This is a genomic window from Blautia sp. BCRC 81119, from assembly GCF_003184505.1.
In the GTDB taxonomy this organism is placed as follows: Bacteria; Bacillota; Clostridia; order Lachnospirales; family Lachnospiraceae; genus Blautia_A; species Blautia_A fusiformis.
This window is the reverse complement of the sequence record NZ_QJHD01000004.1, coordinates 61,255-86,871: the sequence shown is the minus strand read 5'-3', so window position 1 is coordinate 86,871 and position 25,617 is coordinate 61,255. Positions and strand designations below refer to the sequence as shown.

The window sequence follows — 25,617 nt, the reverse complement described above, 5'->3', positions numbered from 1 at the left end:
GTTTTCTTTAGGAAAACAAAGAACAAAAAAGTATATGTATTGGAGGAGAGCTATTTATGATCGTACCACGTTATTATGAAAATCTAAGCGTACTGCACGAAAACACAATGCCAGCCAGAGCCTATTATATTCCGGCATCCAGAAGAATGGATAACTTGGTGGAACACAGAGAAGAGTCAGATCGTATGCAGTTATTGAATGGAACTTGGAAATTCCAGTATTTTAACAGCATCTATGACATTCAGGATTCTTTCTTTGAGAAGAATTATGATACAGAAAATTTTGATGAGATTCAGGTTCCAAGTGTATGGCAGATGGCTGGATATGATACACACCAGTATACAAACATCCGGTATCCATTTCCGTTTGATCCACCATATGTGCCACAGGACATTCCGTGTGGAGTCTATGTACATACTTTTGAGTACAGTAGAGATGAGAAAGCGCCAAAATCTTTTTTGAACTTTGAAGGAGTAGACAGTTGCTTTTACGTATGGATCAATGGCTCTTACATAGGATACAGCCAGGTTTCGCATATGACCAGTGAGTTTGATGTTACCGATGTACTTCAGGATGGAACGAATACGGTGGCAGTGTTGGTAATGAAGTGGTGTGATGGTTCCTATTTGGAAGATCAGGACAAATTCCGTATGAGTGGTATTTTCCGGGATGTGTACATTTTGAAACGCCCAAAACAGGCAATCAGTGATTATCATATTAAAACAAGAATTGAGGATATGCTTGCGAAAGTAGAAATTGAAATGAAATTCTACTCTCCGTTAAATGTAAAAATTTCGATTGAAGATAGAAACGGAGCAGTTGTAGCACTAGGAAGTATTGCTGAAGAAGGAACAGCTGTATTAGAAATCGCAAGTCCGGAACTTTGGAATACAGAAAATCCATATCTATATAAACTGATTCTTGAGACAGAGAATGAAGTAATTGTAGATCACATTGCATTAAGAAAGATAGAGATTAAAGACCAGGTTATTTATTTAAATGGACAGAAGATTAAATTCCGTGGTGTCAATCGACATGATTCTGATCCGGTTACTGGATTTACAATCAATCCGGAACAGATTACAACCGATCTTACGTTAATGAAGCAGCATAATTTTAATGCGATCCGTTCCAGCCACTATCCGAACGCACCATTTTTCTATGAAATGTGTGACAAGTATGGATTCATGGTAATAGATGAAGCAGATATTGAAGCTCATGGTCCATTTATGATCTATAGAAAAGAAGACACTGATTACAATCGGTTTAAACGATGGAATGAGAAGATTGCAGATGATCCGGTATGGGAAGAGGCAATCGTTGATCGCGTAAAACTCATGGTGGAACGTGACAAAAACCGTTTCTGTATTGTTATGTGGTCAATGGGAAATGAGAGTGCTTATGGCTGCAACTTTGAAAAAGCACTGGAATGGACAAAGAATTTTGATCCAGAACGTATCACACAATATGAGAGTGCAAGATACCGTAATTATGATGAAACATATGATTACAGCAATCTGGATGTGTACAGCCGGATGTACCCAGCGCTTTCCGAAATTCAGGAATATCTGGATAAAGATGGAAGCAAACCCTTCCTTTTGGTAGAGTACTGTCACAGCATGGGAAACGGACCTGGAGATTTTGAAGATTACTTCCAGATGATTCAGGATAATGATAAAATGTGCGGCGGCTTTGTCTGGGAATGGTGTGACCATGCGATTGCTCATGGAACTGCTGAGAATGGAAAGACTATATATGCTTATGGGGGCGACCATGGCGAAGAAATTCATGATGGCAACTTCTGTATGGATGGATTAGTATATCCGGACAGAACGGTACATACAGGACTTTTGGAATACAAGAATGTTTATCGCCCGGCAAGAGTTATTTCCTATAACAAAGAAAGCGGAGAACTGGTGCTTCATAACTACATGGATTTTGATGACTTGAAAGATTATGTGAAGATTAGTTATGAGCTGACACAGGATGGTCTTGTGATCAGCAAAGGCATACTTCCGGAGTTTTCTGTGGCACCACATGGGGAAGGAAAAACAAACCTGAAGATCAATGTTCCAGAGAATGGGAAATGTTATTTAAAACTTATTTACCATCTGAAAAAAGAATTGCCACTGTTGGATAAAGACCATATTCTTGGATTTGATGAAATTGAGGTAAGTAAAGAGGATACAAAATGTAAACTTGCAGAGAAATGGATACCAAAAACAGTAGTGGACTCTGAATTACAGGTAAATGAAAATGATACACAGATTCATATCAAGGGGCGTGAATTTGCTTATACCATAGACAAACGTACTGCACTCTTTACAGAGATGAAATTCGCAGGGCGGGAATACTTGAACCATCCGATGGAATTAAATATTTGGAGAGCTCCAACAGATAACGATATGTACATCAAGTCTGAATGGAAGAAAGCCCACTATGATAAGGCTTACACAAGAGCCTATACGACAGAGGTTGTGCAGGGAAAACATGGTGTGAAGATTACAAGCCATGCTTCCGTTGTGGCAGAGACAGTACAGAAGATTCTTGATGTGACGATTACATGGAAAATAGAAGCTGCTGGAAAGATTGATGCAGATATTGCAGTAACAAAAGACGATGAATTCCCGGATCTTCCGAGATTTGGTGTGAGGATGTTCCTGGATAAAAAACTTTCAGCTGTAAGATACTTTGGAATGGGACCACAGGAAAGTTATTGTGATAAACATCAGGCTGCGAGCCACGGTTTGTACCGGGCAGATGTAGGGGATTTACATGAGGACTATATTCGTCCACAGGAAAATGGAAGCCATTATGATTGTGAATATGTAGAACTTAACAACAGCCGATATGGAATTGTGGCATCCGCAGAAAAGGCATTTTCATTCAATGCTTCTTATTATACACAGGAAGAACTTGAGAAGAAAACGCATAATTATGAACTGACAGAATCAGATAGTGTAGTATTTTGTGTTGACTATGCACTAAATGGCATTGGTTCTAACAGTTGTGGTCCAGTTGTATTGGAGCAGTACCGATTTGATGATGTATTATTCCGGTTCCAGTTTACACTGATACCGTATATAAAGGGATAATAAAGTTTCATGTAACCCGTAAACAAGGAAAGAGAGTCTGATTGTTATGTAAAGTCCGGATATACAGAGCAATCAGACAAAAACAGAGAAAAAACTAGAATTAGACATCATACTCTGTTAGACATCTTGAAATTCTAAGTGCGATGAAGATGAGGAGCAAAGAAATTCGATGGAAGAAAAAAAGTATTTGAAATGGTATAACAAAATTGGATATGGATCAGGTGATATTGCAGGTAATGTAGTCTATGCCTTCCTGACATCTTTTATGATGGTCTATCTGACGGACTCAGTAGGACTTGCTGCAGGTGTCGTAGGTACCCTGATTGCCGTATCAAAACTATTTGATGGTTTTACGGATATATTTTTTGGATCAATGATTGACAAAACACACAGTAAAATGGGAAAAGCGAAGCCATGGATGCTATACGGATACATTGGTTGTGCCATTACGCTGGTCTGCTGCTTTGCAGTACCAGTCAGCTTTGGAACAACGGCTAAATACGCATGGTTCTTTATCTCTTATACACTGTTAAATGGTGTGTTTTATACAGCAAACAATATTGCTTACTCAGCACTTACGTCACTGATTACAAAGAACAGCAAAGAGCGTGTGCAGATGGGATCTTACCGTTTTATTTTTGCGTTTTCAACAAGTCTTCTGATTCAGGCGATTACAGTTGGATTTGTAGATAAATGTGGTGGAGATGCTGCGGCATGGAGAACGGTTGCTATTATCTATGCAATCATTGGTCTTGTCATAAATACGATTTCAGCACTTTCTGTTAAGGAACTTCCGGAGGAAGAACTTAACGAAGGAGAAGTAAAGGATGATAATGAAAAGTACGGAATGGTACAGGCATTCAAGCTTCTTGTTAAAAACAAATATTACATGATGATTTGTGGAACATATATTTTACAGCAGTTATATAGTGCCATGATTGGAGCTGGCATTTATTACATGACATGGGTACTGAAAAATAAGAATTTGTTTGGACAATTTGCATGGGCAGTAAATATTCCACTGATCATTGCCCTGATTTTCACACCGACATTAGTTGGTAAGTGGAAAGGTATGTATAAACTGAACTTAAGAGGTTATGTCTTAGCAGTCATCGGTAGAGCACTTGTTGTTGTTGCAGGATATATGGGCAGTGTTCCGCTGATGATGGCATTTACAGCTCTTGCAGCCTTAGGTCAGGGACCATGGCAGGGAGATATGAATGCAGTTATCGCATCCTGCTCTGAGTACACTTATCTTACACAGGGAAAGAGAATTGACGGAACGATGTACTCTTGTACTTCTCTTGGCGTAAAAATCGGTGGAGGTATTGGAACCGCTGTTGTTGGATGGCTGCTTGAGTTCAGTGGATATATCGGAACAAATGCAACTCAGCCGCAGTCTGCACTTGATATGATGCAGTTTATGTATCTTTGGCTTCCGTTAATCTTTGATGTATTGATTATGTTTGTACTTTCAAGAATGAATGTAGAAGATGCAAATAAAAAACTGAAAGCAGAAAAAGAAATTGCTGCAGATGAAGTAACAGATGCATCAGACATAAATTAGAATTGACAGGAGAAAGCGTTGTCTGGTCGTTGCTCGATGAGACAGTGCTTTTTTCTATATATAAAGTGATTGAACTGTATTTTGAAAATAAAAAAGGACCACTTCATTTTTGTGAAATGGCCTTAAGAAAATATTCAGTTTTCACAAAATAGTCCTTTTAGTATTTATACATGGTAAGGATGCTCAAAATATTCAGTGTAGAATACTAAAAGGCCATTCAGATATTTTTTTAGGTTGCTCATTTGCAATTCCTCCTTTCCTTATTTACAAGTTGATTATAAGATAGGTGTAAAAGGATTGCTTGCCAAATCGAAAGAAGATATAGACAAATGTTGCAAAGGGGAGTATTTCATGCAGTTAAAATATGTTGACACAAAAGAGGAGATCATAGCAATAAATAGGAAGTCAAAACATATTGAACCACATCTTCATAATGCACTGGAGATCGTTTGTGTAACAAGTGGATCATTAGAACTTGGTGTCGGACAGGAACTATACCATATGGAAAAAGGAGATATAGGCTTTGTATTTCCAGATGTTATTCATCACTATCAGGTACTGACACCCGGTGTAAATAAAGCGACTTATCTGATTGCATCGCCATTTACGATAGCCAAATTTGCAGATATCATGCAATCCATGGCTCCTGAATACCCAATCATCAAAGCGGAAAAGGTTGAACCGGAGGTATATAGGGTTATAAATGCAATTTTAGAGACAGAACAGTCGGATATTACTGTTGCACAGGCATATCTTCAAATTGTGTTGGCACGCTGCATAGGAAAATTAAATTTGGTAGAAAAGAGCAGTGTGGGGAGCAACGATCTTATTTACCAGACAGTTTCCTATATATCAGCAAATTTCAAGAAGAAGTTTTCGTTGGAAGAGATGGCAAAAGACCTGGGCGTGAGCAAATATGTTTTATCCAGACTCTTTTCCAAGACATTCCATAGAAACTTTAATCAATATCTTAACGATGCAAGGCTGAACTATGCATGCCATCGTTTGGAAAATACGAGTGATTCTATTACAAATATTTGTCTGGATAGTGGATTTGAAAGTCAGAGAACGTTTAACCGAGTATTTAAAGAAAGATATAAAATATCACCAAGTGATTATCGAAGTACTTGTGTGAAAGAGATGTTGTCATAAAAGGTTCTGTTGATCGAAATATTTACTTTGATTTTACAGTGCTATGTATTTGATTTCATGTGTGGATGATATAATATAAAAGTATTTGTAGAAAAAAGAGTTTTATTCTATTATGAAAAGAGTAAGGTGTATTCTAAAGAAACAAGAAAGGCAGGGCGCACATGAACATGATAAAATCCATAATCGATTTTAATGAAAAAAAAGGATTCATCTGTGATATGGATGGTGTGATCTATCATGGCAATCAGATATTGCCAGGTGTTCCAGAATTCATCCAGTGGTTGCATGATGAAAAGAAAGAATATTTGTTTTTGACAAATAATAGTGGATATACACCACGAGAATTAAATCAGAAACTGGCTAGGATGGGACTTGATGTGCCAGAAGAACATTTTTATACCAGTGCATTGGCAACAGCCGCATTTTTAAAAGAACAGGCGGCAGGCTGTTCGGCGTTTGTGATAGGAGAAGCCGGCCTGTTAAATGCACTTTATGATGTAGGTATCACAATGAATGATGTAAATCCGGATTATGTTGTTGTGGGAGAGGGACGCTCCTATTCATTGGATACATTAACAAAAGCAACGAATTTAGTTCTGAAAGGTGCAAAGCTGATCGGAGCAAACTCAGATGTTTCTGGACCGATTGAGAACGGCATCGCTCCTGCTTGTCGTGCATTGATTGCACCTATAGAAATGGCAACAGGTACACAGGCATATTTCTGTGGGAAACCGAATCCACTGATGATGAGAACAGGATTGAATATGCTTGGATGTCATTCAGCAGAAGCTGTAATGGTTGGGGATCGTATGGATACAGATGTGATTTCAGGAATGGAAAGTGGTATGTCTACTGTATTGGTTCTCTCTGGATGTTCAACGAAGGATACACTCAAAACTTATGCTTATCTTCCGACAATGGTATTGAATGGAGTGGGAGATATCGCCAGTATGGCAAAAGCAAAAGAGGAATAGTGTGATTAGGCAAATACCAGGAGGTAAAGTATATGATGAAACTTGATAATTTTGTAGGAATGATGACAGGACATTTTGATAATAAGGATCAATTTAATAAGATGCAGGCAGAAGGGAAAACATATCCATATGCGGAACATGTAAATACAATCTGTAATGACAAAATAAATAACCTTCCTGAAGATTTCAAAGGAAAATTTGTTGTTGAAGAGAGTTATTATGAAATTAATGGAAAACGTCATGCATCTCCACATCTTTTCCTTATCACGGAAATAGAACAGGGAATTTTACTTTCTTCTTATAAAATTCCAAAAGGAGAAGATAAAAATACATTTTCATATGATTCTATGAAGAATGTTGATTACTCTAAACTAGAAAAATCTGAAAAATTTAATCCGGCACTTTATCATGAAAAGGACGGAATCTGGGAGGGAGGCAGCACAAGCCAGTTCTCTCCGGTAATGACATTCAAACTTTGGGAAAAGTTTTCCAACAATTTTCTGGAAGTATCGGAAAGCATGGAAGTTAATGGAAAGAGAACTTTTGGATATGATGAACCAATAATTTATAAGCGTGTATAATCAAAGGTCTGCATATTGGGATGAACTTCAGTTTGTAGAGGACTCGATGAATTTGCGTAATATTGGGCGTTACATGAATGTTAATTTAAGAAAATAATATGGTAAGCAAAAGCGGGATAACTTTTCAAATATAAAAATAAGCGATATTATAAAAATTCTTTTTCAATTAAAAATAAGAAATAATTATCTGCCGTACGACGGCAAAAGAAAAAAGTACAAATAAGAATCGAACATTTGTACTTTTTTTCTTGAGTTAATCTATATACTTTCAAAAATTTATTTGATATAATAGGGACTGTTACAAGAACAAACATTAAAAATATGACAGGACCGGAGGTTAGTATTTTCAGGTATTTCCGAGTGCTGTTTTATCCGCAAATATTAGTTTTGTGACTTTTATTCGTAACGAGGTGAGAAACACATCTATTCACTATAAAAATGAGCTTTTCGTTACGAATCTGGATACGAATTTTTGGCTGATAATGATCATAGTAAAAGTCACAAATGGAGGGATTTACCATGAATGAGTTCAAATTAAAAGCCCCATACAAGCCAACCGGCGATCAGCCCCAGGCCATCGAGAAATTGGTCGAGGGATTTAAAGAAGGCAACCAGTTCGAGACTTTGCTTGGTGTTACTGGCTCCGGTAAGACTTTCACAATGGCGAATGTCATTGCCAAGTTAAATAAACCAACTCTGGTACTTGCCCACAATAAAACACTGGCGGCCCAGCTTTACGGCGAGATGAAAGAATTTTTTCCTGAGAACGCAGTGGAATATTTTGTCTCCTACTACGACTACTACCAGCCGGAGGCTTATGTCCCGTCCACAGATACCTACATCGCTAAGGACGCATCCACTAACGATGAGATCGATAAGCTCCGTCTCTCCGCCACAGCAGCCTTATGTGAGCGCAAGGATGTGATCGTGGTTTCGTCGGTATCCTGTATCTATGGCTTAGGTGCACCTCAGGAGTTTTTTGATATGATGATCTCTCTTCGCCCTGGAATGGAGAAGGACCGTGATGAGGTTATCAAACAGCTGATCGATATCCAGTACACAAGAAATGAGATGGATTTTCACCGTGGAACCTTTCGTGTCCGGGGTGATGTGCTGGAGATCTTTCCGGCGAATTCTACAGACCGGGCAGTACGGGTGGAGTTTTTCGGAGATGAGATCGAGCGTATCACAGATATCGATGTGCTTACCGGAGAGATCAAAAGTGTGGAAAGCCATGCAGCGATTTTCCCTGCATCTCATTACGTTGTGCCTCAGGAGCAGATCCGTCGTGCAGCAGATGCCATTTTGGAAGAGATGAAGCAGCAGGTGGAATACTTTAAAAGTGAGGATAAGCTGATCGAGGCTCAGAGAATTGCGGAGCGTACCAACTTTGATGTGGAAATGATGAAGGAAACGGGATTCTGCTCCGGGATCGAGAACTATTCCAGACACCTGACAGGGCTTGCACCGGGGCAGCCGCCGTATACACTGATGGATTACTTCGGAGATGATTTTTTACTTATTATAGATGAGTCCCATAAGACAGTTCCCCAGGTTGGCGGTATGTATGCCGGTGATCAGAGCCGTAAACAGACACTGGTGGATTACGGCTTCCGACTTCCGTCTGCCAAGGATAACCGTCCATTGAGCTTTGATGAATTCGAGAACAAGCTTGACCAGGTAATGTTTGTATCTGCGACACCGGGAGAATATGAATATGACCATGAGCTTCTCCGCGCAGAGCAGATCATCCGTCCTACAGGGCTTCTTGATCCGAAGGTGGAGGTGCGTCCGATCGAAGGACAGATCGATGATCTTGTAGCAGAAGTAAATAAGGAAATTGAAAAGAAAAACAAAGTCCTGATCACGACCCTGACCAAACGTATGGCAGAGGACCTTACCGATTATATGAAGGATCTGGGAATCCGTGTCCGATACCTTCATTCAGACATTGACACTCTGGAACGTGCGGAAATCATCCGCGATATGCGCCTGGATGTGTTTGATGTGCTAGTCGGGATCAACCTTCTGCGAGAAGGACTGGATATTCCGGAGATCACGCTGGTAGCGATCCTGGATGCAGATAAGGAAGGCTTCCTTCGTTCGGAAACATCCCTGGTACAGACTATCGGCCGTGCTGCCCGGAACAGCGAAGGCCATGTGATCATGTATGCAGATAATATGACAGAATCCATGGAAAAAGCAATCTCGGAGACAGAAAGAAGGAGAGCGATACAGGAGGCTTACAACAGGGAGCATGGCATCACTCCAACCACGATCAAGAAGGCGGTCCGTGATCTGATCGCTGTTTCGAAGAAGGTGGCAGAGACAGAAGTGAAGCTTAAAAAGGATCCGGAATCCATGAACCGAAAAGAACTGACGAAGGTAATCGCTCAGGTAGAGAAGCAGATGCGTGCTGCGGCAGCAGACCTGAATTTCGAGCAGGCTGCTGAGCTGAGAGACAAGATGCTCGAATTAAAAAAGAATCTGGAAGAATTAACGGAATAGGCTGCAAAGCAGCTGACAGTACAACACCCCTGGCTGTTACAGCCAGGGGTGTTGCCGGGTATGTTCGATCTGTTTTTGGGAAAAGCTTATTTTGTAGTTGAAAAGCCCAGGGAGCGCAGGGTGATGCTGGAGCCCTTGAGAAGATCAGCCCAATATGGAACAGCCATATCCAGAGTGTCGTTGGCAAGCTCGGAAGCATCTTTTTGTGTCAGAATCTGCCTTAGCTTGGAAGAACTAATCCTGGGAGCGGCCTCTGTAACACAGACTGTGCCAGGCAGAATTGCCGATTCTGCCGGAAGCATGGTCAGTACAAAGACTGTTATCAGAGATATCAGGATTTTTTTCCATTTTTTCATAGCGATCCCTCCTTCGAAAAAATATGATGGTTCTCTTTATTGATTGATTATAAGTAAAATTCCGGAGAAGGGCACTGGCATTTGTGCCAGTAACTTTGTTATAAAGAAGAGAAGAAGTTATGTATGCTGTTCCCGATAGGCGGAAGGTGTGATCCCCATTTTCTTTTTGAAGCTGGTGCTGAAATAATATTGATTGGCATAACCACATTTCAGGCTGATCTCCTTCAGACTCATAGTAGTCGTAGTCAGGTAACGGGCGGCTGCGGAAATTCGCTGAGATGTGATAAAGTCACTGAGACTGATTCCCTGATTTTTTTTGAAAAGAGCACTTAAATAAGCAGGGCTTACATTGGCAGAGGCAGCAATATCATTGAGGCAGAGCGTATTGTCAGTGTAGTGTTCGTTGATATAGGAAATCACCAGTTCGCAGAGCTTCTGGTGATAATCATTCATGGAGGAATCAAGCTTCCGACATAAAAGATGGCACAGATCCTTCAGCCATTGACATAGCTCTTCCGTATTATGAAACTCATTTATGTGGTTGTAAACATACAAAATTTTAGCTTCAAGGTCATGCGTATCCAGATTTAATTCATAGAAAAATTTCAGGATCCGGCCAAGAAGAGAATAAATCTGTATGAAAGCGAAATTCTTTGTGCGAAATTTCTGAGTGAGCCAGTCGGAAAAATTCTGAAACCAGAGATCTATGGCAGCGGTATCCTTTTTGCAGAGAAGCCGGATCAGTTCATCCTCCTTTGTATCTGAAAAATCTGCAACAGACAGATCGGAACCCAGAGCCTCTCTTCCGTCAAAGATATTCTGATGCGGGAAAAAGAATCTGTATTCCAGTGCATGTACGGCGCTTTTATAAGAATGGTTCAGGTTCCAAAAATCCTGGACAATTGTTCCAATACCTGCGTTGAGAGAAAGTCCCAGTGGCTGGCAGGCATCTGCGATTGAGGAAATAAGTCCGCTGGTAAGCTGGCGGAAGCTGTTGGACTGACAGCCGCTGTGTCCCAGAATGCACAGATAGCCATCCATATCCGGGAGAAGATACACAAAATCAAGAGAAGCGGTTTCCTCAGTTATCAGATCCTGAAGGTTGAAAAGCTCCATCTGAAACTTTTCAATCCCGTAAACAGCTTTTAGATCCGGAGCATTTTCAAGCTCCAGAATAACAACTGTATAAAAATCATAATTCAGCTCCAGGTTCAGATACTTAAGATAAGGCTTCAGTCGGTAGGCTGCTTCAGAAGACGGAAGGTGTGTGATCTCGCGGAAAAATTTTTCCGTAAGAAGAGGCCTGCTTTGTTTCAGAAGCTGGAGATTTTTCTGTTCCTTTTCCATCAGTGCAAAAGCGTTTTTTACCTTCTGGATAAGATAGGCATAATCCAGAGGCTTTTCGATATAATCCAGAGCACCGAGGAGCAGAGCGCGTCTTGCATATTCAAATTTATCATAGGCACTGATCAGGATGATCTTCACCATAGGATTGATCTCAAGAGCTTGACGGCTCATGGAAATGCCGTCAAGATCAGGCATTTCAATGTCAGAAATGATCAGATCTGCCGGTTCTTTTTTCATGGCTTCGATAGCAGAGGTTCCATTGTAGCAGACATGGATGATCTCTGCATTCAGTGTTTCCCAGTCTATGTTTTTTTCGATACCTTCTGCAGATAAGTAATTATCATCTACGATCATTATTTTTTTCATCGATATCTTCCTCCATCTGTTCGAATTCAATGGTGACGTATGTGCCGTTTCCGGGGTTGCTGCGGATCCTTACGGAACCGTTTCCGTATAATGGGTTGGAAATACGGGAACTTACGTTGGAAATTCCAAAATGCTTCTCATAATCAATAACATTATGCTCAATAGCATGGCGCAGCTGTGCAAGGGTTTCGGAGTCCATGCCGGCACCGTTGTCCTCAATGGAGATCACAACCGTATCATCGCCATAAAGAACATGGATCGAAATGAAAACAGCTGGTGTGCCCGAAGAAATCCCGTGCAGAATGGAATTTTCGAGAAATGGCTGAAGTGTAAACTTGCAGATCAGGAAATTTTCGATTCCATCTTCTGCTTCGATCTCCCAGTCCAGATTATCTTTATGACAGAGCTTTTCCATTTCCAGATAAAGCCGGGCAATTTCCAATTCATCTTTAATAGGAATAAGTTCCTTTGATTTACGCAGGGTAAGACGGTAAAAGGCAGTCAGATTTGCAATCATCTGATCAGCAATGTCAAGCTTTCCAAGGGACTGGCAGGTACGGATCGATCCCAGGATATTGTAAAGAAAATGCGGATTGATCTGTGACTGGAGCAGCTGGTATTTCAGACGTTCTTCGTTTACGGAAAGATTTACAATGGACTTCAGGTTTCCGGCTATTGTGTGCTGCATATCTTCAAAGGTGATGCCCAGTCTGTCAATCTCATCATACCTGGAAGGATCATCCGGGTGGGGAACAGTAACGATAGATAGATGTTCCGGGTCATATCCCAGCTGAAAGGCTTCCATTGCATAGGAAAGTGCAGTGATCTTCCGGGTAAGATTTTCGGAAAACAGGATAACGATGATAACAGTAAGGAGCAAGAAAATAAGGACAGTGATCAGTAAGGCACGGATCAGGATGTGCGTGTTGCCCTGAATATAGCTTTCCGGGATTTCGGTAACATGAAGCCAGCCATTGCTTAAGGTGCAGCAGTTATAATATTTGTCGCCGCTGTGAAAAGAAGAATCTGCATTTCCTTTGAGTTTCTGAAACTGTGCTTTGGAAATTCCGGATAAATTCAGTGAGGATGTATTTTTTGCTGCAATCTCTCCGTGATCTGTGAGAATGTAGCTGTATATGCGGGAATCCAAAGCAGCAGGCTGCAGATAAGTGGTAAGCTCTGAGGTGTCCAGAGCAATGCCGTAGGCGTATTCCAGAATACCGGTGGCCTGATTTTTCAGTGCCCGGACGCAGAGGATCACATCGGCAGATGATTTTTTTGTGGACAGTATTTTAGGCAGAGGCATATTGGAAACCGGTATCCAGACAGAGGAAAAGCCTGAACCGGAAACAATATTTTTATCCAGACCATATGCAGAAAGCTCATCTGTGGAAAAGAAGTACAGGCTTTCTTTTGAACCGAGCTGATCGGGCTGCAGAAAAACATATATATGGAAGAAATCGAATGTGGATTTATACAGCGAAATATTGTTTTTTACAGTGGTGAATTTTTTCAGTGCATCTACCTTATTAGAGGAAGGCTGATTTAGGGAGTACATTTGAAACTGTATGGTATCTGCTACATTTTCAACCTGACCGAGGCGGTCGTTCAGCTGAGAGACCAGCTGCTTGTCAGTCATTACGGCAGAATCGATGATACGATCTCTGGCAATGTTATAGGAAATGTGATAGCTGATGAAGGTCAGGGAAATCAGAGGTACCATAGTTGCGATCAGAAATGCGAGCAGGAGCTTATAGCGAAATGAGGAAAAAATGGGTGGGATACATTTGTGGAATTTCATAGTACATACTCTCCTTTATGTCGAAAACAAATTAATGAAACCGAATCCAGCTGTGAAAAAAAGCCGTTACAAATATAGATTATATAAAAGGATTATAAAAAATTAACAACAAAAATACAAGAGAACGAAAAATAATATAAAGAAATCATAAAATATTGTATTTAGAATGAGGGGGCTCTCTGGTATCCTTAAACCATCAAAAACAGGTGTGGACAAACACGAAAATGTCCAGAAAGGAAGAAAGATATGAAGAAAAAAGTAATGAGTGCAGTTTTGGCAGCAGCGATGGTTGTGGGTATGGCAGGTAACGTGGTTACTGTTTCCGCAGAGGAGAAATATGATCTTACCTTATACAGCATCGACACCACAGACCCGGATTTTGAGGACTGGCTTGCAAATGTGGAAGATGCCACGGGCCTGAACATTAATGTAATTGCGGCACCTACAGATACAGATACCCGTCAGCAGAAGATCACCACAATGCTTTCCACAGGAGATGCTTCCGTGGATGTCATTCAGATCAACGATGAGATGAGTGCGGCATTTAAAAATTCCGGATGGCTGGAAGGACTGAATGATACAGTAATGACAGATGATATCGCTGATCAGTTTGCCCAGGGATATGTAAAGAATATGATCACAGATAAGGACGGAAACATTATCGGTGTTCCAGGCTATACAGGATATTTTGCATTCTGGGTAAATCAGGAGATCATGGATGAGGTCGGAATCAAATCCATTGATACAAAAGAGGATTTCATGAAGTATATGAAGGCTGTTTCCAAGGACGGAAGATTCGGCTACGGCGGTTCCTGGGAGAAAACTTATGCATTTAACGAGCTTGCACAGTTTGTAAACATGTTCGGCGGCGATTATTTTGACTGGACCAAAGAGGAAAACAAGGAAGCAGTTCAGTTCCTCCACGATCTGGTTGCTGATAAAGAAACATCCATCGAGCAGATCGCTGATAAATATGAGCAGATGAATCCGAAGATCAATGACGGAAAATACGGATGCTGGTTCATGTGGGGCCTTGGAACAGATTATGCAAAGGCAGATATGCTTGGCGCAGATAAGATCCACATGGAAATGGTACCGGATTTCAGCGGCAAGGGAGAGCGTGCGATCTTTACAGATTCCTGGAGCTATGTTCTCAACAAAGCATCCAAGAATAAAGATGCAGCTGTGAAATTCCTCCAGTATATGGCTGATGAAGGCGGAATGGAAGCTTCCTATAAAGCATTTGACAGATATCCTGCAAGAAAGGATGTTGCAGAGAAGGTAGTTCCGGATTCTGACCCGGCAAAAGAAATGTACAGCAGATATGCAAATGAATGCAATGTACAGGGACGTCCGATGGTGGCACAGACAATGGAATTTATCAGCGATATGGGAACAATCTTCCAGTCCTGTATGAAAGACGAGATTACAGTTGATGAGTTCTGCAAGAAGGCTCAGGATGTGGTAGATATGTATAAGTAAAAGATATAAAAAACAGCAATGTAAAGCAGAGGTAAAAGTCTGCTTTACATTGCTTGATGAACAGGGAGGAAAGTTCCATGACAATAAGCAAAAAAAATATGAAGTGGATACCATGGCTTTTGATCCTGCCGGTTGTACTGATTCGAGGTTTTACAACAGTATATCCCATTCTGATGACTGTGAAAAACAGCTTCTTTAATATCAGTATCCTTGCAGGTATCAATGAATTTATAGGCTTCAAGAATTACCTGAAGGTATTTTCTGATCCTAAAGTGCTCACATCGATCAGCTTTACGGCAATATTTGTGGTTGCTTCCATGATCTTTCATGTGATCCTCGGAGTTATCCTGGCACTGATCCTGAATATGAAATTCAAAGGCCGCCGTTTTCTGAGGACCATCGTGCTGATCCCGTGGGCTATGCCTGCAGTAGTAGCCGGTATGGCTGCAAAATGGGCATTTAACAATGATTATGGTCTGATCAATGATTTTATCCGCTGGTTTGTACCGGGTTACCAGAACAGCTGGCTGATCAATACAGGTACTGCAAGAGCAGCGGTAATTGCAATGGACCTGTGGAAGGACCTTCCGTTCTTTGCAATTCTTGTACTTTCCGGACTTCAGTTTATTTCCGGCGATATCTATGAGGCAGCAAAGGTAGACGGTGCAAACGGGATCCAGAGCTTTTTCCGGATCACACTTCCGCTGATCGCAAAAAATGTCCTGACTTTATGTATTCCGTTCACACTCTGGAGACTGACAACCTTCGATCTGGTTTATTCCATGACATCTGGAGGCCCTGGAGAGGATACTGCGCTGATCGCATACAGAATCACAACAGAAGCATTTACAAATCTAAACGTAGGATATGCTTCGGCGCTGGCTATGCTGCTGTTTGTTGTAATGGCGATCTTCAGCTGGCTGAATATACGTGTTATGAATAAGTTTGACAGTTAGGGGGAATTATCGTGAAGAATACAGGAAAATATAATGTTTATCATGGAGTGGTAGCCGTTGGAAGATGGGTTCTGTTTGCAGTTGTGGCTTTTCTGATCCTGTTCCCGGTTTACTGGATCTTTATTTCTTCGATCACACCGTCAGGAGAACTGTTTAAAACACCGATCGATTATCTTCCGGATCATCCCACACTGGAAAGCTATAAATTTCTGATACAGAATGTAGGACTGCTTTCAAAGATCGGAAATACAGTTCTGATCGTAGGCATTACACTTGTGATCAGTACCGTGCTGTGTGCAATGGCTGCCTATGGCTTCTCAAGATTTAACTCAAAGGGAGTTTCTGTTGCATTTGCGTTTGTTCTGGCTACCATGCTGATCCCTGAGGTTGTCACAGCCCGCCCGCTGTATGAGTTTATGCAGAAGGTAAAGCTGTATGATACATATCCGGGACTTATCCTTCTTTATATCAGTACCGTTATACCGTTTACGGTTCTGATCCTCAGAAACTTTGTCGGTGAGATCCCGATCTCACTGGAGGAGGCAGCTGCTATTGACGGCGCATCTTTTTCACAGAGACTGTTTACGATCGTTCTGCCGCTGATGAAGCCGGCAATCGCTACGGTTTGCATTATCAACTTTATTACCTGTCTGAATAACTTTTTCACACCGTTGTTTTATTCAAATGGTATTCAGGTACTTTCTGTTTCCATCGTACAGCTTCCGTTACGTGACAACATGTATGGAGTTCCGTGGGATCTGGTCAGCGCCATGGGATGGATCATCCTTCTTCCGATCATTATCTTTGTAGCTGTTTTTGAGAAACAGATCATGGATGGTATCATGGCAGGTGGAGTAAAAGCGTAAATATAATATTTTTAATTTCCAAAAGAGAGGAGAAAACAGATATGTATCAGGCATTTACAGGCGGACTGGGAGGGATCGCACTTGCAAAGCATGGAAAAAGCCGTGCGATCAACGCAGAAAATCCTCATGGAGAAAAAGGCAGAGGCGGTATGGCTGCAAGTCATCTGGGACCGTCCAGAAAAGGAAGCCCGTGTCTCAGGGATATTGAGCCGGGAACTGTGGTAACTCTGGCAGAAATGGAAGGACCGGGACAGATCAATCATATCTGGATCACCGTTGATAACAAGACTACAGAGGCAGATTGCTTTGTACTGAGAGATCTTGTAATCCGTATGTACTGGGATGACGAGGAAACTCCTTCCGTGGAAAGTCCTCTGGGTGATTTCTTCTGCTGCGGATTCGGAAGGGAATGTTTTGTAAATTCTGTTCCGGTGGCTGTTGTTCCAAACAGGGGCTTTAACTGCTATTTCCCGATGCCGTTTAAGAAGAAAGCAAAGATCACACTGGAAAACCAGCATGCAAATAAAATCCCGGCTTTCTTTTATCAGGTAGATTACTGTCTCTATGATGAGCTTCCGGACGATATTGCTTATTTCCATGCGCAGTGGAGAAGGGAACGGTTGACAGAAAAAACAAAAGATTATACAATTTTGGATGGAGTAAAAGGAAAAGGCCATTATATAGGAACCTACATGGCACTTACCACACTGGAACGTTACTGGTGGGGCGAGGGAGAAATGAAGTTTTATATTGACGGAGATGAGGAGTATCCGACCATCTGTGGAACAGGAACGGAAGATTACTTTGGTGGTTCCTGGAGTTTTGCCAAACAGGTGGATGGAAAAACCGTGGAACAGAATTATAACACGCCGTATCTGGGATATCCGTATTATTCTGCCCATGACGAGCTGATCCACAATTTTTATCATAATGATGACTGCCCGCCAATGAGAGGCTTTTACAGATGGCATTTACAGGATCCAATCTGCTTTGAAGAGGATCTTCGCGTTACGATTCAGCAGATAGGCGTCGGATACCGTGGCCTGTTTGAACGACAGGATGATGTGGCAAGTGTAGCGTACTGGTATCAGACACTTCCTCATGCACCGTTCCAGCCGTTGATGTCAAAAGAGGATAGATGGCCCAGATAAAAAGGGTGGTAGAGATTGAAAAAACAGGTATTTTGCGGGGTATTTGCCCTGGCTCTGGCAGTGACAGGATGTGGAGCCCAGAAGAAGGAGGCTGCATCTGATATTGTGCCGGAGAACAGACAGGAACTGACGATCCTTCATGTGGATGCAGGCACAGAAGGCTTTGATTCTTTTATCAGCCAGGCGGAAAAAGATCTTGGAATAAAGATCCATATTGAAAAATGTCCGGCCAATGCGGACAATCGCCAGGCCAAAATAGCAACTCTTCTGACATCAGGAGATGATTCTGTTGATCTGATCACAGTAAATGATGAGATGATATCCGAATTTAAACATAAGGGATTTCTTCTTCCGTTGGAAGATACGGTTATGACAGAGGAGACAGCGGCGAATTTTCTGCAGGAATACCTGAAAGAAATATGCATGTCAGACGGACATATTTTTTCGGTACCGTTCAGGATGGATATCATGGCATTCTGGGTGAACCAGGAATTGCTGGATCAGGCTGGTCTGGACAGACTCTCCTGTCTCAGTGATCTTGAGATCCTTCAGAAAAAGCTTCAGAATACGGGAAAATATGCATATGGGGATGCATGGGAGATTTCTCACATATATAATAGTATCAGCGAGTATGTCGATTTTTTCGGAGGAGATTATACAGACTGGACGGATCCGAAAACAAGAGAAGCGGCAGAATATATGAAGCGAATGCTGGATACAGGGATGATATCAGAGGAGAATCTGATCGACCAGCATGACCAGCTGAATGAAAAATTTATAAACGGCCAGTATGGATGTATGTTTATGTATACCGGTGTGTTGAGTACTTTTCAGAATGCAGGCGTGTATGGAAAAGATAAGATCCATATGGCACCATTTCCGGAATTTGACGAGAAGGTGACCAATATCGCAACCTGGCAGTATGTACTGAATAAAAATTCTGATCATAAAGAAGCAGCTCTGAAGTTCCTTCAGTATGTGTCCGGATATGAGGCCAGTAAAAATTACGGACAGCTGATAAAAATGTGTCCGGCAAGACTGGATGTGATCGAGGATAAGAATTTTGATCTGGATGGCATTGAAATGATCCGGCAATATCTGAAAGATTATAAGCTGAAAGCAAGACCACTGTGTGCCGATTCCATAGAAGCCGTTTCGTCCATGGGAACGGAATTTCAGAAATATATGCTGGGACAGAAAACAGAAGCGGAATTTTTTGCCGGGGCACAGAACTGCATAGACCAGTATTACAAAAAAGCATCGTACTGATGCTTTTTTTGTTTTGAAAAAATAAGAACTTTTTTTCAAAACATATTGACAAATATTTTACATGGTGATATCTTAAAGACTGTAGATGTTAGCACTCCACTAAAATGAGTGCTAACAGATGTAAAAAAAGAATCAACATCCGTCAGGAAAGAATAAAAAGGAAAGGAGATGGATTCATGGAAGAGGTGTTGAATGAGCGCAAGCAAAAAATCTTAAAAGCAATCATCAAGACCTATATGGAAACCGGAGAACCGGTTGGTTCCAGGACCATTTCCAAGTATGCGGATCTCAATGTCAGTTCCGCAACGATCCGAAATGAAATGTCAGACCTGACAGATATGGGCTATATCGTCCAGCCTCATACCTCAGCAGGAAGGATTCCTTCAGATAAGGGCTACAGACTTTACGTCAATGAGTTGATGAAGGAGAAGGAAGCGGAGGTCGCAGAGCTGCGAGATCTGATCATTGAGAAGACAGATAAGATGGATAAGGTGCTTAAGAAGGTTGCGAAGGTTCTTGCTTCCAATACCAACTATGCTACCATGGTTTCCGTTCCGCAGTACAGCGGCAACAAGGTCAAGTTCATCCAGCTGTCGAGGATGAGCGAGCTTCAGCTTGTGGCAGTGGTTGTCAGTGACAACAACACAGTCCGGAACCAGATCATCAATCTGGATGAGGAAATGGACGACCAGACGATCCTGAAACTGAATCTTCTTCTTAACACCAATCTCAATGGGATTCCAATCCAGGATATCAACCTTGGGATGATCGCCAGACTGAAGGAACAGGCAGGCAGCCACAGCGGTGTGGTGGCAACGGTTCTGGATGCAGTGGCAGCCACCATTCATGTGGAAGAGGAAGATATGGAGATCTATACTTCAGGTGCAACTAACATTTTCAAGTATCCGGAGCTTGCCGATAAAGAGAAGGCAACGGAGCTGATCTCCGCATTTGAGGAGAAGCATGAACTTGCCGATCTTGTAAAAGAACAGATGTCAGATGGAGAGAATACAGGAATTCAGGTTTACATCGGTGATGAGATGCCAATCCAGACCATGAAGGACTGCAGCATTGTAACTGCCAGATATGAACTGGGAGACGGAATGTACGGAACCATCGGGATCATCGGTCCCAAACGAATGGATTATGAGAATGTAGTGGACAGTCTGAAGGAACTGAAGAATCATCTGGATGACGTTTTGAAAAAGAAGAAAACTTAGAAAGGCGGTAGAAAAAAAGTGTCGGAGGAAACAAAGAAAACATCCGAAGAGCAGGAAGCGGAGAAGGAAATCCCCGTAACTGACGGAGATCAGGAAGAAGAAAACCTGACACCGGAGGGAGAAGATCTGCCGGAGGAAGAAAATAATACTCCAGGCGAAGAAGCTGCCTCAGAGGATAAAAAAGAAGAAAAATCAAAAACTTCCTTCTTCGGAAAGAAGAAAAAAGATAAATCTGAGCAGAAGGTGGAGGAACTTACCGATCGCCTGAAGCGTACCATGGCTGAATTTGATAATTTCCGTAAAAGAACGGAAAAAGAAAAATCCAGCATGTACATCATCGGAGCAAAAGAAATCGTTGAAAAGATCCTGCCGGTTGTGGATAACTTCGAAAGAGGTCTTGCACAGGCACAGGAAGGCGATGCTTTTGCAGATGGAATGAAAATGATCTACAAGCAGCTTACCACAACACTGGATGAGCTTGGTGTGAAGCCGATCGAAGCAGTGGGAAAGGAATTCAACCCGGATTTCCATAATGCAGTGATGCATGTGGAGGATGAAGAGGTTGGAGAGAACATCGTGGTGGAAGAATTCCAGAAGGGTTACACCTACAAGGATTTCGTAGTACGCCACAGTATGGTGAAGGTTGCGAACTAACTGACAACAAACTTTATTTTAACAGATACAGACTAAAACAGGAGGAAAAAATCATGGGAAAGATTATTGGTATTGACTTAGGTACAACAAACAGCTGTGTAGCCGTAATGGAAGGTGGACAGCCGACAGTTATCGCAAATACAGAAGGCGCAAGAACAACACCATCCGTTGTAGCATTCACAAAAACAGGAGAGCGTCTGGTAGGTGAGCCTGCAAAACGTCAGGCAGTTACAAATGCAGACAGAACGATCTCCTCTATCAAAAGAGAGATGGGTACCGATTACCGTGTAACCATCGATGACAAGAAATATTCTCCACAGGAGATCTCCGCAATGATCCTTCAGAAACTGAAAAAGGATGCAGAGGCATATCTTGGTGAGAAAGTAACAGAGGCAGTTATCACAGTTCCGGCTTACTTCAACGATGCTCAGCGTCAGGCTACCAAAGATGCAGGTAAGATCGCAGGTCTTGATGTAAAACGTATCATCAACGAGCCTACAGCAGCAGCTCTTGCATATGGCCTTGACAATGAGAAAGAGCAGAAGATCATGGTATACGACCTTGGTGGTGGTACATTCGATGTATCCGTGATTGAGATCGGTGATGGTGTTATCGAGGTTCTTTCCACAGCTGGTAATAACCGTCTTGGTGGAGATGACTTTGATAAGAAAGTTACAGATTACATGCTTGCTGAGTTCAAGAGAACAGAGGGCGTAGACTTAAGCAACGACAAGATGGCTCTTCAGAGACTGAAAGAGGCAGCTGAGAAAGCTAAGAAAGAGCTTTCTTCCGCAACAACAACAAACATCAACCTTCCGTTCATCACAGCAACTGCTGAGGGACCGAAGCATTTCGATATGAACCTTACAAGAGCTAAATTTGATGAGCTGACACATGACCTTGTAGAGATGACTGCTGAGCCGGTTCGTCGTGCACTGTCTGATGCAGGTATCACAGCTTCCGAGCTTGGCCAGGTACTTCTGGTTGGTGGTTCTTCCCGTATCCCGGCAGTACAGGATAAGGTAAGACAGTTAACAGGCAAAGAGCCGAGCAAGAACCTGAATCCGGATGAGTGTGTTGCACTTGGTGCTTCTGTACAGGGTGGTAAACTTGCAGGTGATGCAGGTGCCGGTGATATCCTTCTTCTGGATGTTACTCCGCTGTCTCTGTCCATTGAGACAATGGGTGGTATCGCAACTCGTCTGATCGAGAGAAATACTACAATTCCTACAAAGAAGAGCCAGATCTTCTCCACAGCAGCAGACAACCAGACAGCTGTAGATATCAACGTTGTACAGGGTGAGCGTCAGTTCGCAAAAGACAATAAATCCCTCGGCCAGTTCCGTCTGGATGGAATCCCGCCAGCACGTCGTGGTGTTCCGCAGATCGAGGTAACATTTGACATCGATGCCAACGGTATCGTTAATGTATCTGCTAAGGATCTTGGAACAGGTAAGGAGCAGCACATCACGATCACAGCTGGTTCTAACATGTCCGATTCCGATATCGACAAAGCTGTCAAAGAAGCAGCTGAGTTCGAGGCTCAGGATAAGAAACGTAAAGAGGCGATCGACACAAGAAACAATGCAGACTCCATGGTATTCCAGGTTGAGAATGCACTGAAAGAAGCTGGCGACAAGCTTGACGCAAACGATAAAGCAAGTGTTGAGGCTGACCTCAATGCACTGAAAGATCTTCTTGCACAGACAGCAAATGCTCAGGAGCTTACTGATTCTCAGGTTGCAGATATCAAAGCTGCACAGGAGAAGATGATGGAGAGCGCTCAGAAACTGTTCTCCAAGATGTATGAGCAGACTCAGGGAGCTCAGGGTCAGGCTGGTCCTGGACCGGATATGGGCAACATGGGCGGAAACGCTGGTGCTCAGGGCGGAAATGAAGCAGGATACGGCGATGATGTTGTAGATGCTGATTACAAGGAAGTCTAAGACAAGTAGGAAATAATTACAATGGCTGATAAAAGAGATTATTATGAAGTCTTAGGTGTGGATAAAAACGCCGACGACGCAACATTAAAAAAAGCATATCGTAAGCTGGCCAAGAAATATCACCCGGATGTAAATCCGGGTGATAAAGAGGCTGAAGCGAAATTCAAAGAGGCGACAGAGGCTTACTCCGTTTTAAGTGATGCCGACAAGAGAAGACAGTATGATCAGTTTGGTCATGCGGCATTTGAAAACGGCGGCGGAGGCGGTGCCGGCGGCTTTGGTGGATTTGACTTCAACGGTGCGGATATGGGAGACATCTTCGGAGATATCTTCGGAGACCTGTTCGGCGGCGGAGGCAGAACCAGACGGGCCAACAATGGACCGATGAAGGGTGCCAACCTTCGTGCACGTGTGAACATTACTTTTGAGGAAGCGGTTTTCGGATGCGAGAAAGAGCTGGAAATCGTTCTCAAAGATGAGTGTACCACATGTCACGGAACCGGAGCGAAACCGGGAACATCACCGATCACCTGTCCGAAATGTAAAGGCCAGGGCCAGATCGTTTACACCCAGCAGTCCATGTTTGGTATGGTACGTAATGTTCAGACCTGTCCGGATTGTAACGGAACCGGTAAGGTGATCAAGGACAAATGCAGTGCCTGCCGTGGAACCGGATATACCTCTTCCAGAAAGAAGATCCAGGTATCTGTACCGGCCGGTATTGATAATGGTCAGTGTATCCGTATCCGTGAAAAAGGTGAGCCGGGAACCAACGGCGGACCGAGAGGAGATCTGCTGGTTGAGGTAAATGTAGCCCGTCATCCGATCTTCCAGAGACAGGATATGAATATCTTTTCAACAGCTCCGATCACATTTGCACAGGCTGCACTTGGCGGTGAGATGCGTATTAATACCGTTGACGGTGAGGTTTCCTATGAGGTGAAACCGGGAACACAGACGGATACAAGAATCCGCCTGAAGGGCAAAGGTGTTCCGTCATTACGTAACAAGAACGTTCGTGGTGACCACTATGTAACACTGGTAGTCCAGACTCCGACAAATCTCAATGAGGAAGCAAAGAAAGCTCTGGAAGCTTTTGATGCGGCATGTGGAAACCGTCCGTCAGAGGACAGCACATCCGAGACTTCCGAAAAAACCGAAAAGAAGAAAAAAGGTTTCCGTGAGAAAGTAAAGGAAATGTTTGAGGAATAAATAAAGTGAAAACAGGAAAGAGGCACAAAATGCCTCTTTCTTTTTTTTCTGTATTCGTGTATATTAAAAGAAGTGCCCGTTTTCGGGACAATAGAAAACAGGCGACAGACTGGAATGAAAATCCGTAAATGTGTATACAGCATAAGGAGATATAAAAGATGAAATGGAACCGTTTTACACTTAAGACAAAAACAGAGGCAGAGGATATTGTGATCTGTACACTTGCCGAGGTGGGGATTGAAGGTGTGGAGATCCAGGACAAGCAGCCGCTGACCGATGAGGATAAGGCACAGATGTTTGTGGATATTATGCCGGAAGGACCAGCAGATGACGGGATCGCATATCTGAACTTCTATCTGGAAGAGGATGCGGATACCGAGGCAATCCTGAAAGATGTGAAGGCTGCACTGGAGGATCTGAGAAGCTTTGTGGATATCGGAGAGGCAACCATCACAGAATCCCAGACAGAGGACAAGGACTGGATCAATAACTGGAAACAGTACTTCCATCAGTTCTATGTAGACGACATTCTGATCGTACCGTCCTGGGAAGAAGTGAAGGCAGAAGATAAGGACAAGATGATCCTCCACATTGATCCGGGAACTGCCTTTGGTACAGGAATGCATGAGACCACACAGCTTGTGATCCGTCAGCTGAAGAAATTTGTGAAGCCGGGAATGGAGATCCTTGATGTGGGAACCGGAAGTGGAATCCTGGGAATCGTTGCACTGAAGCTTGGTGCAGGTCATGTGGTTGGTACAGATCTTGATCCCTGTGCAGTTCCGGCAGTGTCTGAGAACAAGGAGGCCAACCAGATCGAGGAGAAATCCTTTGACATGATGATCGGAAACATCATCGATGACAAAGAAGTTCAGAATCAGGTCGGATATGAGAAATATGATATCGTAACTGCAAATATCCTGGCAGATGTTCTGGTACCGCTGACTCCGGTGATCGTTGCACAGATGAAAAAAGGCGCTTACTACATTACATCAGGCATCCTGGATGTAAAGGAGGATGTCGTAGTGAAGGCTGTAAAAGATGCCGGACTAACGCTTGTTGAGGTGACTCATCAGGGCGAGTGGGTATCTGTGACAGCAAGAAAGGACTGATC

Annotated in this window: 19 protein-coding genes; 16 read left to right on the top strand and 3 right to left on the bottom strand. The window is 42.6% G+C overall.

Annotated elements, in window-relative coordinates; translation table 11 throughout:
- The first annotated feature begins 56 nt into the window (after positions 1-56).
- From DMI82_RS03580 to uvrB, 6 genes are all read left to right on the top strand, one after another.
- The gene (locus DMI82_RS03580; RefSeq protein ID WP_110102506.1) at positions 57-3,095 is read left to right on the top strand and encodes a glycoside hydrolase family 2 TIM barrel-domain containing protein; all 3,039 of its coding nucleotides are present in this window, start codon (positions 57-59) and stop codon (positions 3,093-3,095) included.
- Positions 3,096-3,264: 169 nt separating this feature from the next.
- Positions 3,265-4,662 (top strand): MFS transporter, encoded by a 1,398-nt coding sequence (locus tag DMI82_RS03575; protein ID WP_110102505.1) that lies wholly within the window; start codon positions 3,265-3,267, stop codon positions 4,660-4,662.
- Between the two features lie 351 nt (positions 4,663-5,013).
- On the top strand, positions 5,014-5,814 hold the full coding sequence (locus DMI82_RS03570) for a helix-turn-helix transcriptional regulator (RefSeq protein WP_015527044.1): 801 nt from the start codon (positions 5,014-5,016) through the stop codon (positions 5,812-5,814).
- Positions 5,815-5,975: 161 nt separating this feature from the next.
- A complete protein-coding gene (locus tag DMI82_RS03565) occupies positions 5,976-6,788 on the top strand; it encodes an HAD-IIA family hydrolase (RefSeq protein ID WP_021652318.1) in 813 nt (270 codons plus the stop codon).
- Between the two features lie 32 nt (positions 6,789-6,820).
- Complete coding sequence (locus tag DMI82_RS03560; protein WP_015527045.1) at positions 6,821-7,369, top strand: hypothetical protein; 549 nt, start codon at positions 6,821-6,823, stop codon at positions 7,367-7,369.
- 519 nt (positions 7,370-7,888) lie between these two features.
- Positions 7,889-9,877, top strand: coding sequence for an excinuclease ABC subunit UvrB (gene uvrB, locus DMI82_RS03550; protein ID WP_110102504.1), 1,989 nt, complete (start codon positions 7,889-7,891; stop codon positions 9,875-9,877).
- Positions 9,878-9,963: 86 nt separating this feature from the next.
- Here uvrB and DMI82_RS03545 read toward each other — a convergent pair whose 3' ends face one another.
- The 3 genes from DMI82_RS03545 to DMI82_RS03535 form a co-directional block, all read right to left on the bottom strand.
- Entirely contained in the window at positions 9,964-10,233 is a 270-nt protein-coding gene (locus DMI82_RS03545) for a hypothetical protein (protein WP_110102503.1), read from the bottom strand.
- 117 nt (positions 10,234-10,350) lie between these two features.
- Complete coding sequence (locus DMI82_RS03540) at positions 10,351-11,946, bottom strand: response regulator (protein WP_021652321.1); 1,596 nt, start codon at positions 11,944-11,946, stop codon at positions 10,351-10,353.
- A complete protein-coding gene (locus DMI82_RS03535) occupies positions 11,921-13,747 on the bottom strand; it encodes a sensor histidine kinase (protein WP_059085385.1) in 1,827 nt (608 codons plus the stop codon). Before DMI82_RS03535 ends, DMI82_RS03540 begins: the two co-directional genes overlap by 26 nt.
- Before the next feature lie 246 nt (positions 13,748-13,993).
- Between DMI82_RS03535 and DMI82_RS03530 the strand changes: the two genes are divergently transcribed.
- From DMI82_RS03530 to prmA, 10 genes are all read left to right on the top strand, one after another.
- Entirely contained in the window at positions 13,994-15,229 is a 1,236-nt protein-coding gene (locus tag DMI82_RS03530; protein WP_015527072.1) for an ABC transporter substrate-binding protein, read from the top strand.
- A 77-nt stretch (positions 15,230-15,306) separates the two neighbouring features.
- Positions 15,307-16,185, top strand: coding sequence for a carbohydrate ABC transporter permease (locus DMI82_RS03525; protein WP_044961978.1), 879 nt, complete (start codon positions 15,307-15,309; stop codon positions 16,183-16,185).
- Between the two features lie 11 nt (positions 16,186-16,196).
- Positions 16,197-17,051, top strand: coding sequence for a carbohydrate ABC transporter permease (locus DMI82_RS03520; RefSeq protein WP_021652326.1), 855 nt, complete (start codon positions 16,197-16,199; stop codon positions 17,049-17,051).
- A gap of 41 nt (positions 17,052-17,092) precedes the next feature.
- Positions 17,093-18,202 carry a glycoside hydrolase family 172 protein gene (locus tag DMI82_RS03515; RefSeq protein ID WP_021652327.1) on the top strand — a complete coding sequence of 370 codons (1,110 nt, stop codon included), beginning with the start codon at positions 17,093-17,095 and terminating at the stop codon, positions 18,200-18,202.
- A gap of 15 nt (positions 18,203-18,217) precedes the next feature.
- Positions 18,218-19,471, top strand: coding sequence for an ABC transporter substrate-binding protein (locus DMI82_RS03510; protein WP_242981802.1), 1,254 nt, complete (start codon positions 18,218-18,220; stop codon positions 19,469-19,471).
- A 176-nt stretch (positions 19,472-19,647) separates the two neighbouring features.
- Positions 19,648-20,691 (top strand): heat-inducible transcriptional repressor HrcA, encoded by a 1,044-nt coding sequence (hrcA, locus tag DMI82_RS03505; RefSeq protein WP_059085387.1) that lies wholly within the window; start codon positions 19,648-19,650, stop codon positions 20,689-20,691.
- Between the two features lie 18 nt (positions 20,692-20,709).
- Positions 20,710-21,345: a nucleotide exchange factor GrpE gene (gene grpE, locus DMI82_RS03500; RefSeq protein WP_059085388.1), complete on the top strand. Its 636-nt coding sequence runs from the start codon at positions 20,710-20,712 to the stop codon at positions 21,343-21,345.
- Positions 21,346-21,398: 53 nt separating this feature from the next.
- Positions 21,399-23,291, top strand: a complete 1,893-nt coding sequence (dnaK, locus tag DMI82_RS03495; RefSeq protein ID WP_110102502.1) for a molecular chaperone DnaK — start codon at positions 21,399-21,401, stop codon at positions 23,289-23,291.
- Positions 23,292-23,312: 21 nt separating this feature from the next.
- Entirely contained in the window at positions 23,313-24,503 is a 1,191-nt protein-coding gene (gene dnaJ / locus DMI82_RS03490; RefSeq protein ID WP_110102501.1) for a molecular chaperone DnaJ, read from the top strand.
- A 158-nt stretch (positions 24,504-24,661) separates the two neighbouring features.
- A complete protein-coding gene (gene prmA, locus DMI82_RS03485) occupies positions 24,662-25,615 on the top strand; it encodes a 50S ribosomal protein L11 methyltransferase (RefSeq protein WP_021652332.1) in 954 nt (317 codons plus the stop codon).
- The last annotated feature ends 2 nt before the right edge of the window (positions 25,616-25,617 follow it).

Excerpts from the sequence above, each read along its gene's own strand:
- DMI82_RS03515 (WP_021652327.1), top strand. The coding sequence starts at position 17,093 with ATGTATCAGGCATTTACAGGCGGACTGGGAGGGATCGCACTTGCAAAG.
- DMI82_RS03530 (WP_015527072.1), top strand. The coding sequence starts at position 13,994 with ATGAAGAAAAAAGTAATGAGTGCAGTTTTGGCAGCAGCGATGGTTGTG.
- DMI82_RS03545 (WP_110102503.1), bottom strand. The coding sequence starts at position 10,233 with ATGAAAAAATGGAAAAAAATCCTGATATCTCTGATAACAGTCTTTGTA.
- dnaK (WP_110102502.1), top strand. The coding sequence starts at position 21,399 with ATGGGAAAGATTATTGGTATTGACTTAGGTACAACAAACAGCTGTGTA.
- hrcA (WP_059085387.1), top strand. The coding sequence starts at position 19,648 with ATGGAAGAGGTGTTGAATGAGCGCAAGCAAAAAATCTTAAAAGCAATC.
- DMI82_RS03570 (WP_015527044.1), top strand. The coding sequence starts at position 5,014 with ATGCAGTTAAAATATGTTGACACAAAAGAGGAGATCATAGCAATAAAT.
- dnaJ (WP_110102501.1), top strand. The coding sequence starts at position 23,313 with ATGGCTGATAAAAGAGATTATTATGAAGTCTTAGGTGTGGATAAAAAC.
- DMI82_RS03560 (WP_015527045.1), top strand. The coding sequence starts at position 6,821 with ATGATGAAACTTGATAATTTTGTAGGAATGATGACAGGACATTTTGAT.
- prmA (WP_021652332.1), top strand. The coding sequence starts at position 24,662 with ATGAAATGGAACCGTTTTACACTTAAGACAAAAACAGAGGCAGAGGAT.
- DMI82_RS03525 (WP_044961978.1), top strand. The coding sequence starts at position 15,307 with ATGACAATAAGCAAAAAAAATATGAAGTGGATACCATGGCTTTTGATC.
- DMI82_RS03540 (WP_021652321.1), bottom strand. The coding sequence starts at position 11,946 with ATGAAAAAAATAATGATCGTAGATGATAATTACTTATCTGCAGAAGGT.
- DMI82_RS03565 (WP_021652318.1), top strand. The coding sequence starts at position 5,976 with ATGAACATGATAAAATCCATAATCGATTTTAATGAAAAAAAAGGATTC.
- DMI82_RS03575 (WP_110102505.1), top strand. The coding sequence starts at position 3,265 with ATGGAAGAAAAAAAGTATTTGAAATGGTATAACAAAATTGGATATGGA.
- DMI82_RS03580 (WP_110102506.1), top strand. The coding sequence starts at position 57 with ATGATCGTACCACGTTATTATGAAAATCTAAGCGTACTGCACGAAAAC.
- DMI82_RS03535 (WP_059085385.1), bottom strand. The coding sequence starts at position 13,747 with ATGAAATTCCACAAATGTATCCCACCCATTTTTTCCTCATTTCGCTAT.
- uvrB (WP_110102504.1), top strand. The coding sequence starts at position 7,889 with ATGAATGAGTTCAAATTAAAAGCCCCATACAAGCCAACCGGCGATCAG.